15 protein-coding genes and 1 pseudogene are annotated in these 12,395 nt (G+C 40.7%); 14 read left to right on the top strand and 2 right to left on the bottom strand.

Translation table 11 applies throughout. The features are described 5' to 3' along the window. From NXZ84_RS01700 to NXZ84_RS01715, 4 genes are all read left to right on the top strand, one after another. Nucleotides 1-456, top strand: a complete 456-nt coding sequence (locus NXZ84_RS01700; RefSeq protein WP_258838572.1) for a hypothetical protein — start codon at nucleotides 1-3, stop codon at nucleotides 454-456. A 50-nt stretch (nucleotides 457-506) separates the two neighbouring features. Further along, entirely contained in the window at nucleotides 507-752 is a 246-nt protein-coding gene (locus tag NXZ84_RS01705; RefSeq protein WP_258838573.1) for a hypothetical protein, read from the top strand. A gap of 232 nt (nucleotides 753-984) precedes the next feature. After that, the gene (locus tag NXZ84_RS01710) at nucleotides 985-1,110 is read left to right on the top strand and encodes a hypothetical protein (RefSeq protein WP_258838574.1); all 126 of its coding nucleotides are present in this window, start codon (nucleotides 985-987) and stop codon (nucleotides 1,108-1,110) included. A 534-nt stretch (nucleotides 1,111-1,644) separates the two neighbouring features. Continuing rightward, nucleotides 1,645-2,964: a tetratricopeptide repeat protein gene (locus NXZ84_RS01715; protein ID WP_258838575.1), complete on the top strand. Its 1,320-nt coding sequence runs from the start codon at nucleotides 1,645-1,647 to the stop codon at nucleotides 2,962-2,964. Between the two features lie 352 nt (nucleotides 2,965-3,316). On the opposite strand, the pseudogene NXZ84_RS01720 reads toward NXZ84_RS01715, so the two are convergent. Beyond that, nucleotides 3,317-3,580 (bottom strand): annotated as a pseudogene (locus NXZ84_RS01720) (sigma-70 family RNA polymerase sigma factor); the annotation flags it as partial. 330 nt (nucleotides 3,581-3,910) lie between these two features. On the opposite strand from NXZ84_RS01720, the gene NXZ84_RS01725 reads away from it, so the two are divergent. The 5 genes from NXZ84_RS01725 to NXZ84_RS01745 all read left to right on the top strand — a co-directional run bounded on the left by NXZ84_RS01725 (nucleotide 3,911) and on the right by NXZ84_RS01745 (nucleotide 6,673). After that, a complete protein-coding gene (locus NXZ84_RS01725) occupies nucleotides 3,911-4,156 on the top strand; it encodes a hypothetical protein (RefSeq protein ID WP_258838576.1) in 246 nt (81 codons plus the stop codon). Nucleotides 4,157-4,347: 191 nt separating this feature from the next. Next, a complete protein-coding gene (locus tag NXZ84_RS01730; RefSeq protein ID WP_258838577.1) occupies nucleotides 4,348-5,019 on the top strand; it encodes a hypothetical protein in 672 nt (223 codons plus the stop codon). Between the two features lie 228 nt (nucleotides 5,020-5,247). Beyond that, the gene (locus NXZ84_RS01735) at nucleotides 5,248-5,496 is read left to right on the top strand and encodes a hypothetical protein (RefSeq protein ID WP_258838578.1); all 249 of its coding nucleotides are present in this window, start codon (nucleotides 5,248-5,250) and stop codon (nucleotides 5,494-5,496) included. A 480-nt stretch (nucleotides 5,497-5,976) separates the two neighbouring features. Beyond that, nucleotides 5,977-6,207, top strand: coding sequence for a hypothetical protein (locus tag NXZ84_RS01740; protein WP_258838579.1), 231 nt, complete (start codon nucleotides 5,977-5,979; stop codon nucleotides 6,205-6,207). Continuing rightward, nucleotides 6,143-6,673: a phBC6A51 family helix-turn-helix protein gene (locus NXZ84_RS01745; protein WP_258838580.1), complete on the top strand. Its 531-nt coding sequence runs from the start codon at nucleotides 6,143-6,145 to the stop codon at nucleotides 6,671-6,673. The genes NXZ84_RS01740 and NXZ84_RS01745 overlap by 65 nt, the downstream gene beginning before the upstream one ends. A gap of 765 nt (nucleotides 6,674-7,438) precedes the next feature. On the opposite strand, the gene NXZ84_RS01750 is transcribed toward NXZ84_RS01745, so the two are convergent. Next, on the bottom strand, nucleotides 7,439-8,086 hold the full coding sequence (locus NXZ84_RS01750) for a hypothetical protein (protein WP_258838581.1): 648 nt from the start codon (nucleotides 8,084-8,086) through the stop codon (nucleotides 7,439-7,441). Nucleotides 8,087-8,732: 646 nt separating this feature from the next. Between NXZ84_RS01750 and NXZ84_RS01755 the strand changes: the two genes are divergently transcribed. From NXZ84_RS01755 to NXZ84_RS01775, 5 genes are all read left to right on the top strand, one after another. Continuing rightward, entirely contained in the window at nucleotides 8,733-9,023 is a 291-nt protein-coding gene (locus NXZ84_RS01755) for a hypothetical protein (protein WP_258838582.1), read from the top strand. Between the two features lie 538 nt (nucleotides 9,024-9,561). Next, the gene (locus NXZ84_RS01760; RefSeq protein WP_258840404.1) at nucleotides 9,562-9,819 is read left to right on the top strand and encodes a hypothetical protein; all 258 of its coding nucleotides are present in this window, start codon (nucleotides 9,562-9,564) and stop codon (nucleotides 9,817-9,819) included. A 24-nt stretch (nucleotides 9,820-9,843) separates the two neighbouring features. Continuing rightward, nucleotides 9,844-10,260, top strand: coding sequence for a hypothetical protein (locus NXZ84_RS01765; protein ID WP_258838583.1), 417 nt, complete (start codon nucleotides 9,844-9,846; stop codon nucleotides 10,258-10,260). 235 nt (nucleotides 10,261-10,495) lie between these two features. Then, complete coding sequence (locus NXZ84_RS01770; RefSeq protein WP_258838584.1) at nucleotides 10,496-11,896, top strand: DUF4244 domain-containing protein; 1,401 nt, start codon at nucleotides 10,496-10,498, stop codon at nucleotides 11,894-11,896. A 9-nt stretch (nucleotides 11,897-11,905) separates the two neighbouring features. Further along, entirely contained in the window at nucleotides 11,906-12,364 is a 459-nt protein-coding gene (locus tag NXZ84_RS01775; RefSeq protein ID WP_258838585.1) for an SMI1/KNR4 family protein, read from the top strand. The last annotated feature ends 31 nt before the right edge of the window (nucleotides 12,365-12,395 follow it).

Below are 12,395 nucleotides of genomic sequence, written 5' to 3' on the forward strand. Positions count from 1 at the left end.
ATGATACCAAACTCGGGGAAAGACAAAATTGAGCAAGCTTTAAATGAAGCGTATGATGAAGTAACTCACGAGATCAAAAAGCTTCTTGAAATTTCTCAAGAAGGTAATAGGTTTTATTTATTCGATTTAACAAAAGATGGGGAGCATTATGGAGTGCAAGTGTATCCTATGGTTTCGATAGATGGGATGGAATATATTTCAATCTCATTTGGAGTTTCCCCTTTTACTTATATTCCAGAAACAGAATGGTGTAATGATGACAACATTGACAGTTATTCTGACTATACATTAGATCGGTTGTTTGATTGGATAGTTGATTGTATCGAAAGTGTTTGTGGTAAAGAGTTCCTCATACCTTGCTATATAAGCTACTATGATATTGATCGACTAATAGATATGCACACTAGGGAATGGATTCTCCTGGAGGACAATGGAGGTTTTTTTTACAATGAATAATTATTTTATACTACAAAATCTTGTGTATTTGAAAGTGAAGGGACTACGAAGTGGTATCTAAACTAGTAAAATCAAACATTAAATTAGCATTAAGGAGTGAAAGGGAGAGAACTATAAGTGAGTTGAGAGACCTATTTCGATACCCATTTCACTCTGATGTAAAGATACTACATTTTGAGATGGATGGAAGTGTAGGGGATTATGGAATTACTGTGGCTCAATTCAAGGAATTAGATGAGATAATAGAAATAAATGCTCATGGAGAAAAAGTGTCAGTGGAGGTATTCTTGAAATAGGGCTTGGATGCTTATGTTATATATGGTATAGATCGTATGTTTTAGTGGTTTGCTGATTGCTTTGAAGAGGCAGGGGGTAAGGAATTTCCTTTGAGGTGCTGTTTGTGCTATCACGATTCCGGAAGTGGATTAGACCTACATGATCGAAAGTGGAAAGAACTAGGGGTTCGAGGATTAAAATACTAAACCCAGCAGACTACTGGACTTGCTGGTTTTGATATCGGGTGTTAAAATGACACCAAAATATAGGAAAGACAAAATTGAGCAAGCTTTAAATGAAGCGTATGATGAAGTAATTCACGAGATCAGAAAGCGACTGACTAAACCCAGTTTAGAAGCAGAAGTAATCCGCTACTAAGTGTGAGGCACTTGGCGGATTACTTCTTTTTACCGACATTATACGCATAATAGCCGACAGTAACAATTAGCATAAAGAGCATAATTGTTTCTCCGACCGTCATAGCGTCACCCCCTCTCGGGGGTTAGTCGCGCTCCAGCCCTTATCCAATCATCTTAAACAGAATTACTACATAATTCAAACTAATTATGTGGTAGATTTGTACAATAACAGTGCAATTCGCATACCAATGGCAATAAGTGATACCAGGAGTAATACCAAAAAGTGGTTCTCTCCGGGTCACAATTGGACTGTTTTTGTTGAGATTCTTTTTTGGAAAGAAGGATGAACCTTGAACAACTTGACTAGAGAATAAATCAATATTGAAAAGAATGGGTTAACAGTCAATACACATTGATCTAGTCAAGTCATAGTAGGGCAACAAATTATGCATTTTAGCTGAATAGAATAATATATTAGTAAATTTATATTGCATATCCCAATGCTTGGTATATAATGATATCTAAGCATGTATTCTATTGAGGAGGGGTGAAAATGTTAGCAGGCTATTCGAAAGAAGTAGGTGAAATTCTTAGACGAGAAAGAAAAGAAAAAAGGTTGCGCCTGGAGGATGTAGCAGACAAAAATATTTCACCTGCAACAGTATCAAATATTGAACGTGGGGTTCCACATGTTCTGCCCGCAAAGATTGAATATCTTATGGATAAACTTGACTTGAGTGAAGCTGATATAAAAGCGCGTATGTCGGGGATCGAAAAGGAGTTAGAATATCTTGAGCTGAGACTGACTGCAATTGAAGCACTTATAGACCAAGGGGACATTGCTTTGGCAGAAAAACAGCTCATCGAATTCGATGGGTTGGGTACAGAACACCCTCTATCTGCTCACATCTTCTATCTCCGTGGGAGTCTATATATTGAAAAAAAGCAACCTTCAAAAGCGGAAAAGGAATTATTGAATGCGATACGGTTATCAGAACAAAACCACAACAATATTCATGTGGATAGTTATAATTTACTTAGTTATGTAGCGTACTTTAAGAATGATTTAGAATCTGCGCTCAAGTTTGCAAACCAAGGTCTTGAAAAATTTATACCAGGGGGCAAACGTGATCACGTGTTTGATGTACTTCTTGTTAATAAGCTTTCTTACTTGGACAAGCTCAATCGGGTTGGAGAGGCTCTATCCATCTTAAACGATATTTGGGAGCGTAAAGAAGAAATCAAGAGGCCAGAGCTCTTACTTCATTTGTACCATCTAAAGGTAAGTTTGCTTCGAAAAACAGGCTATTATGAGGAAGCACTCGAAGTGGGGCTTGAAGGAATACAACGATCAAGACTAACAAATGAATATAATCGGACTCTTCATATTTGGGATTCGTTAAGTAGTGTTTACTTGCGATTGGGCAACTTGAAAAGTGCCGATGTTTGCTTGGAGTATGCCATATCACTAGAGCCACTAATCAGTAGTAAAAGTTATTTTGTCTCCACTTTAACAAAAAAAGGGATTTTGCACATGAAGAAAAGTGAGTTTGAGCAAGCAACCGAGTATTTGAGCAGAGCTATTATACTTGGTAACAAGCAAAAGACAGATGTTTACCTACTCGATGCTTTAGCGATCATGGGTGACCTCAAAGTTTCATTGGAAGAATATAACGATGCTTTGACATTTCATCGGAAAGCGCTAGATATTGCTGATCGATTAGGATTCAAGAGAAAAAAACATTCTTTACTATTTCGCATCATTAAATCTTTACAGAAGACAGGTTCAGAGGAATTCAAAACAGAGTTAACGAATATGTTTGAAGTACAGAAGGAAATAAAGGAGGATCCGGTATTCGATGAAATCATTTAAATTGCTACTAATAGTAGCCCTGTTGACGCTTGGTACCCTATCTCTTTCTTCTCCACTCGGGGAAAAGGGATACGCCGAACCCCAAAGAGCAGAGCCTAGTAAAAGTTAGGTATAAAGATACTACTAACTTCGCAAAAAGTTAGTTGCGCGTCTCGGTAGTTTTAATACGAAATAGCTTGTAGAGGATTTCTCTCTACAAGCTATTTTATTTTCAGAATGATTTTAATGCCCACTTCGTACGACCACTGACCAATGAATTTTCTCTTCACAGTCTTTAAATTGACTATAATGAAACGGTGAATAGTCTTCATACTGAACGTATCCTTAAGCCTATCCCTCACAGACAAAAAGTTAGTGTAATCTCATTTCCTTCTTTGTCTTTTCCGATCGGATCATGCAAAGAGACATCTTTGCGTGCTTTTTTTAATGAGCGTAGGTGCATTAAAATCTCATTTTCAATACAACGCGCTGCGTAGGTTGCCAGCTTGGTTCCTTTATTAGGTCGATACGATTCGATCGCTTTGATGAGTCCAATGGTGCCGATAGAAATGAGATCTTCTGTATCCTCTGATGTATTTTCGAATTTTTTGACGTTATAAACACAACACAACGTCAAAAAATCCTTATAGAATCGGGATTTATAGTTACTTTGAATAAAATTCCAGGGAAGAATAACACCTGTTATCGAAAGGAGATCGAAAGAAAAGGTGAAATAACTGTTATTACTTTATAGAGTGGACAAGCCATAAATGATTGTCAGGTAAAAAATAAAAAAAATAATCTCGTAAACCACTTGTATTTCACTCCTTCAGACGGCTATACGTTATAGAAGGAGTTTTTTCTTTTCCTCTCGATACCCGGAACCAATCGAATAACGCCAGAAGAGCACCCGTCCATTGTGGCGGGTCTTTTTATGTCTTCATAACGCAAACAAGGAGGAATGCCAATGGACATTCGTAAACGAGGTGACGGGACAGCCGTTATCTTCAAAACGAATAAAGGCGAGATTACGTTTTCCGACTATCCATATTCGCCGTACAAAACGATCATGGTTCGAGCAGGAGGCGTCCGGATGCACATGCCGCTTAAACGCCATATACGTACCCTAGTCGAAATCTTCGGCTTTGAAGCGGTATCCGACGCAATCAACAATTACCCTGAATCATTACGAAAACAAGGAGGCGATGACTAATCGAAGAGTTACGAGAGAGGTTGCGTCGTATTCGACTGGATAAACCTGATGGAACGTTGTACCCGCTTGGGGGCAATAACTACGCAGACCATTCCGGTCGTCCATTCCAAGCCAAATCACATCAGCAAATTGAAGCTGCGAAGAAGTTCTTTAACATCGGCAAGGACCGTCGCCATTTTTCGTTTACCGATATGGAGAATATTCGTGAGGTGATTGCTACGTTATCGACGGCTCATTGCGGTCACTTATTACACTTACAATGCTACATGGAGCTGTATACGGGGTTCCTGATCCGCGAAGACAAGGAGTACATGACGTGGGACGACGCAAGAAAGGTACTCGACGTTAGTAAGCGTTCCATGACGGATTTCAAGAAGGCTATGCTAGACAACGACATCATCGAAAGAACTGCGAATGAAGACGGAGAAGTCGTGTTGAGAGTGAATCCGCGTTATCACTTCCGCAACGAACTACCGGAGAACAAACGTGTCATCAAGACGTTTACGAATCGACTCAAGGAGATGGCCGAAGAGCTAAAACCGCATGAAGTCGGTATGGTCTATAAACTATTGCCGTATATTCATCAGAACACGAATACGATCTGTTCCAATCCGTTTGAACGTGATCCTGCGAAGATTGAGCAACTGAATAGCACACAGATTGCGGAGCTTATCGGTATGGAACGCGCAAAGCTATCGAGATATTTACGGTTAACTGTTAAGGATCAACACGTTTTTGCGGTCGTTAAAGTCGGGAGGAATCGTTACTACAAGTTGAATCCATGGATTTTCTATCGCAAGAACGGTAAGCCTGACGATACCTTGACAGAGATGTTCGTAGTCAAGAAGAAGAAAAATAAGTAGTGAATCCATACAGATAATACCATCCACTTTCAATTGTGTGCCCTTTTTTGCCGATTTACCCTTGATTGTGTGCCCTTTTGTGCGCGTGGACTAAAAGGCTGTATCGCAGTCACAATAATGGGTACAGCCAATTTTTACGCGAAAAAGTTCAGATTTGTTCTTTTCTTTATAGACGTTATGAAACGAAAGACCTTCGCAAACAAAGTAAACTGACGAGGAGGGGACGGAATGAAGAATATAATGCCGTCATCTATTCCGCCAAGACCGGGAAGAGACGGTTTTACCGAAGAAGCTATTAGCGCAATTACACGGAAGGTAAATGGCGAAGAGGACTACTATGAACGCTTAGACAACGAATCACTACTAGATTACGCATGGGCGTTGGCTACGATATACGAATATCAAGTGGAGAATGGGATCATTGAAGGTATTGAGGAAAAAGAAAGACACGACAAGAGGGAGTGTCCAATGACGTAGTAATAACGCATTCCGTATCGCAAAGTATAGCGCAATAAACTAGACAAAGTATTAAGAGGAGGGTTAATCATAAAAAAGTCATTAATCCAGAAATATTATGACGGAGATATTACGCTTGAAAAGTACATCAAGATATTGTCAAAGGGAGATAAAGCGAATCATACGCTAAAAGAGTCTGAACGGAGGGTAAAGAAGATACTCAAGAAAGTACGCAGTTTTGCTTAATAACCGATAGAGGCGCAAAGAACAACGAAATAAACATCTATTACTATTAAATTCTATTTATTTACAGTTCCTATCCCCATATACTTATTCGCGAGTAAGATTTAAGAGAAAGAAAAGCATGACAGGAGGGAGTGCCAATAACGTCTCCGTAACGCTAATCATGGCGCCATAAATAACGTTATTACTGTCAAGTCCTTACCTGTCCTTGACTGCGAGTAAATAAGACCGAAAGGAACAGATAAGGAGGAGTATCTATTGGGAATTTTATTGCGGAGTCCATTACGCCAAGAATACCGTGACGTTCCTATTAACGCTACAGGCGTATTCAAACCGTTTAGTCGCACTGACTCTTCCACTGCGTTAACCAGCGAAGACCTACAACGCACGATAAACAAAAACCTTACGGAAAGGAGGCGAAATCATGGCGTTAAAACGTTTAGAAGCGAAGCATTACAAAGCGTTAAGTTATCTCATTCAACCGGATAATGGCGGTTTGTCTCTCGAAGAGATAGCGGAAGAATGCGGAGTAACGAGAAAGACGTTATGGGAATGGCGCAATGATGATACGTTTGACCGCGAATTTAAGAAACAGATGCGAAGGTTAGTCGGAGACAGGGCGCCTGAGTTACTGGAAGCGGGAATTACGCAAGCGTTATCGGGTAGCGGGAAGCACCTCGAATTAATGCTGAAATCGATAGGCGGTATCCTTACGGATGAAGTCGAAATAAGCCAAAACGTGAATAGCAACGTATCCCATAACGTAGATGATATTAAGGCGCGATTGAAACGGTATAAGAAGCGTAAGGGAGATGAAGGGGGTGACGATGCAGAAGAGAGCGAAACAGAAACGGAAGTATATGAGGAGGAGGAGACGAGAGATAGCGAAGAAGATAGATATATTCAGGATAAAGACATTGATATCGATGATTTCGAAGACGGGGAATGGGCGTAATGGAATAGATGCGGAGGAGTGAGTAGCATAGGAATAGCGCAGTGATGGCGTATAGGTAGCGTGTTCATTTCGTAGGGGGTAGCGTTTTGAATAACGGAGGAGGGCGTTAAATTACGGTGGGAGTTACGTTTTTCATTTCGGGGGTGACACATAAATAAGTAGGGATACGGTTGATTGCGTGGGGTATCGTGGTATTACGAGGTAACGTATGTAACGTTATCGTATCGTATACACCCGCTGCACGCTTTTTACGGACGTCACCCTCGAAACTTTCCGCATCCCATTCGTTTTACCACCGTATATTTACATTTACTATACGCCATTTCATTCATTACGGAGGTCCCATCTATTATCGGGACATGGGGGTATATTGCGCAGGACATACGGTGTGGAGAGGAGGCGTATTGCCATACGTACCAACGGTTACAGACGTTATGTATTACGTATATGTACGCATGGCTACGCAGTGCATACTGATGCTTACGTTGTTATACCTGTTATCGGTATACACCAGTGTAGTCGTAGCAAGCGATTGACGTTTCGTTCAATGTAACAAAACTCTTTTCTGTTACATTCGATATTAGTCGTGATGAATAACGATACGTTGATGCAGAGAGACGAAAGGGTGACGATTCGCATACGCTATGAACCCCCCAGGCGGGGGTAGCGAAGAGGTGGCGTCTGACGTAAGTAGAATCCGCGTAATAAAAATAATGTTCGGAAGTAATCTTTACCATACGAAAGGGAGGCGTTAGGTTGGTCGGTCTAAAGAACGTCTTCCTTTCTGTTTTTCACTACGAAATGTGACGCTAATATACCGATAATCGTAGTGCTTGTAAACCAGCCTATGACATGTTCGATAAATGGTATTAACGTAAATTTATTATGAATATCGAGGTTCGTTGTTTCAGGGAAAGTGAAGAATGGCTTTAGTCCGAGAAATATAATAGGTATAATGTCTTTTTCATTGTTATTGTCTTCAAGATCTTTTAGATGCTCTTTTTCGAAAATAACTAGTTTTTCTTCCTCATCATCGATGTCCATGTATTTGTGCGAGTAGTAGTAGTAAGTGCTTCCAAATGTAATGCCAGTATAGGTGAGAATCATTGCCATGATCATTATATACCAGAAGAGTTTAAACCAAATAGATTTGTCTCTTGATAGAAGGTTGATTAAAAATGCGAAAGAGTAGATGAGGATAAATACCAAGAAAATAAACTTCACCTCAAAGTCGAGTCCCTTTTTCAGAGCTTGTCCTAAAAATACAACTGCGTAGACAGATAATATATAAAATCCGACTATGAAGTGAGATATGTAAATAAAGTACCAAATTAAGGCTAAGAAAAGTAATCCAAAGATGAAATCGGCCAATGTATTGCTTATAAAAATTGTTAGTACTGCTATGGAGATCATCAACAGTAAATATCCATATTTAATTTTAGTTAAACGCTTGATTATTCTTAGCACTAACTCTTTAAAGTGAGGGATACGTTTTCGCACACTATCTAAGAAAGAGGTGAATCTTTTCGATAAGTCACGTAGATTCAAACTACGTACGCAAGACCAGATACCTCGCCAACTCATGAACTGCTTTAGAACTTTTTTTATGGAGGATAACTGGTTAGGAAAGTCTTGTTGGACTTTAATAAAAATCAGGCAAATAGAAATCAAAGATAGTATCAACAAAGGTATCTTCAGGTACAATTTATTATTCACCTCGCTAATTGGTATATTTTTAATATTAAACTAAATACAACCGAATGTCATGCGAAATTAACACGAAATAGAGACAGAACGCATCCGCCTCTCATCCGTATCCATATCGTCAACCAATTACTAACTTAACGCTATCCTACGCTTCCCTACGAAGCCTTATGTTTGCGCCAGAAGAAGACGAATGTGATATATCGCTAATTCGATAACAATCGCAATCTCACCATAAACCGTCATTTGTGGCTCATCTGATGCGGTTTTCGGCAAACACGCATCCCCGCAAGTAATTCATATTTATGGTAATGGTAATATAGCTGGTAAGCAGATATCATAAGGTGATTTAACATTGGAGAAGCCTATAACGGAGAAAAAGAAGATGATAGAAAAGTTTTACAAAATATCGACACCCATTGTAGCCTTTATTGCGTTCATTATGACGGTTAAGACTGATAATGATATATGGATGATGGCTATGTTTGCGTATATTACTGGGGTGGCAACGATAGTGAGCGTTATGGATTTCATAGAGACCAGAAAAGAGAGCGGAAAGTTAAAAATAGCGAGTGGCTTATTTACAATCACTTTTGTCGCGAGTGCTTTTGTTTATTGCATTGTGAATATGCTTTTTCGTTCATGAGTTAGGAGGCATCTCATAGCGGATGCCTTTTTCTTTCGCCTAAACTAAAACGAAAGCGAGGCGCTTAAATCGAAATACTTACGAAAACTGAATTGCCTTATCTTCGGCCATGACTTAGAGTACATCAACATCAATGGCCGCGTTAGTAAACATGTATGTTGGAATTGCGGTCATGTAGGCAATGTTGTTTATTCAAGCGAAGCATCGCCGCAAGAAATCGAATTTGGAGAAGATCTATATACTATGGATTGGGAAGAATTCGAAGCGAAACACGGCAAGGTGGAGGTTACCCCGGAGAATGGATGTGATCACTTGAACCGTAAAACATCCGTCTCCCTCGACGGTAAACAATTCGCCAAGTACCGCCAAATACCCGTCACCATCGAAGCCTATCAAACCGACGAAGAAGTCGAAATCGAAACGCTAGAAGGCGTCATGAAAGCAAATAAAGGCGATTGGATTATTCGCGGAGTCAAAGGCGAATTGTATACATGTAAGCCAGATGTGTTTGCGATGACTTACGAAAAGGAGGCGTCAAATGAATATTGTAACCGAGCCGACTGCCCCACATCTCTCCGAAACAGAAACGAAACGCCTACGTTTGGTAGGCGCGAAGGGAAGGGAGTTGCGTAATCTATACCGTAAGGCAATCGAAAGGTACAACGAAGAGGCTTCTTTTAGAAATTTGAAGCGGATGGAGAAGGCGAGGAGGCGGTATGAGCGTCATATGAAAGATAATGCTATAAACCGCCATACTGAAATTGAGCTGGGGACGGCAGGGAAAGAAATACTTTAATACTATAAAGGGAGATGATGCGAAATGAGTAAGCTAAACGAAATCGAAATCAATGCAAAAGTATCCGTCAATACTGACGAAGCTGTGCGGGAATTAAACGAATTGGAACAGAAAATCGTGGATATGGGATTACGTTTAAAAGAAATCTTCGCACCAATTAGTGAAAAGTATGGGCCAGGTTTCTTTGGCGAGGACGACTACGACGATGAAGACGAATCCGAGACGATATTCCAAACAGGAGACTTTGCCGAGATCGATGGCGAGATGTACTACGTCATTGTAGCGGATGAAGAAAATGCGGTTCTAGGGCGTTATAAAATACTACCGGACGATTGGGCATATGCTTGCGAAAATGCTAGCGTTTACTCGAATCGAATGGACATGATTGATTCCGTTGTGGGACTAGAATGGATTCAGCGTGACGGAGAGCAGATACACTAAGTGAGTTATTACGTACTTAGACGAAATCTACACCGTCTCTAACGAATGAAAATTACGAATAGACGCAATCATATCAAACGAATACGAACCGTTCTTAGAATCGATTTAATTAGCCGTTTTCTGAAAAACACTTGAAACTCTCTTTCCTGATCTACCAACAAATGCTATAATGCTAGTGTTAAAGGGTGGATAAGGAACGGGAGGGATTCAGTTATTGGGGAAACTTTTCAGTAGGTTGCGACAGGTTTTTACGAGTCAAAAGGGAGCGCCTACCGTTGAATATGTCGTTATCCTAGCCGCAGGAGTTCTTTTCGCAGGAATTTTAGTATCTGTGATGAACAGTGAACCGGTAAAAGAAGAGCTTGCACAGACAATTGACTGTCACATTCAGTCGATTGGAGACGAAGAATTAGATCCAGAATGTAACGGAAAAAACGAGATATCGCAAGCATCTGCACCTAAAGCGAAACAGAAGGGTAAGCAAGATACGGAAGAAGACGAGGGGTTTTTTAGCTCTCTTTGGGAAGATGTAAAAGATGCCGGTAGTGACATTGCAGAGGGAGCCGAAAACTTTTGGGAGGATACAAAGGAAGTTGCTTCAGAAGTTTGGGGAGGAACGAAAGAAGTCGCCTCTGACGTGTGGGAATGGGCGAAAGAGAATAAAGAGTACATTTTCGCAGGTTTAACGATTGTCGCTGGCGTTGCACTAATTGTTTCAGGAGTAGGAGTTGGCCTTGGGGCCGCTATATTGATAGGGGCAGCAGTTGGAGGCGGAATAACGTACTTCACTGGTGGAGATGCCAAAGATATTGCTCGTGATATGGCGTTTGGTGGAATTACGGGGATTATAGGTGGCGGAATTGGAGCGGTAGCGTCACGTGGAGCTATGGCAGCAGCTACACGATTTGGTACGAGTGCTATAGGGCGAAAGCTCATTCCAGGACTTGCTGGCGGATTAGCTGGCGGGGGAACAGAGAGCCTAGCCGATGATGCCTTGCGTGGAAAGGAGTTCGATTGGAAAAAAGCGGTTATTAGTGCCGCCACTGCCGGAGGAGTACTTCTCGGTGCATTTGGCGGGAGTCAGATATTAGGCGCTGTTGACGAGTTTGGGCCGATGGCAGGGCAGAAATTGGCGAAAGAAGCCGATGAAGCTACTGTTGCAACGGCAAAGCCAAAGATCGAGACTTACACCAAAACAGAAAAGGGTAAGACAAGGCGGTACATGAAATCGACAGATGGGCGTGAGATCAAGCTAAGGAACGGTCATTTAGCTGGACAGACACATCCTAAAACAGGAGTTCCATTTGATAAAAACGGTTTCCCTGATTTTAATGAATGGAAAGTTGGTTCTGACGTAAGGATTGATAATTCCCTTTATCTTGCGGACGATAAAACTCAGTTCAAAGAGGCTACCAAACAATTAAAAGAACAAATCAAAAAAAACCCTGATTTAAAGAAGCAGTTTACAGCTGAACAGCTTGAAGCGATTCAAAAGGTGAAAGACAAAATACCCAAATATACTTGGCACCACAATCAAGAAGAAGGTATATTACAATTGATCCCTTATAGTGTCCATTCAAGAACAGGTCACACAGGGGGACGAGATATTTGGGGCGGGGGAAATTCCTATAGGTAGGTGAACTAGATGAAATGGGAGTATGTAAAGCCGATTGATGAACAAAAAATAAAGGAAATTGAGAGTGAATTAAAAGTAAAATTCCCGAAGGCGTTTGTTAGCTGTGTTCGGGATAACAATGGCGGACGTCCAGAGACTCATACAGTATATGATTTGGGTCGTCGTAAAGGCAAAGTATTTGGTGAGTTATTTGATTTTTATTGGACAGATGATGGTCTATCTATTATCGAAGCTCACGAGATATCGATCGACGAAAATGAGCTACCTGAAGAGATAATTCCTTTTGGAATTGATCCCGCTGGCGACTTTTTTTGCTTTGATTATCGTCATTTAATAAACGATGAGCCTATTGTGGTTTTATATAATCATGATCGTGAGTATGATCCTGGAGATGAGGGAGACAGTCTAACGAAAATAGCAGATTCGTTTTCGGACTTTCTCTCAATGCTCTATGAACCGGAAGAATAATTTTTAAGCGGCTCCACTCGCGGAGTCGCTT

The organism is Mechercharimyces sp. CAU 1602, from assembly GCF_024753565.1.
Lineage (GTDB): Bacteria > Bacillota > Bacilli > Thermoactinomycetales > JANTPT01 > Mechercharimyces.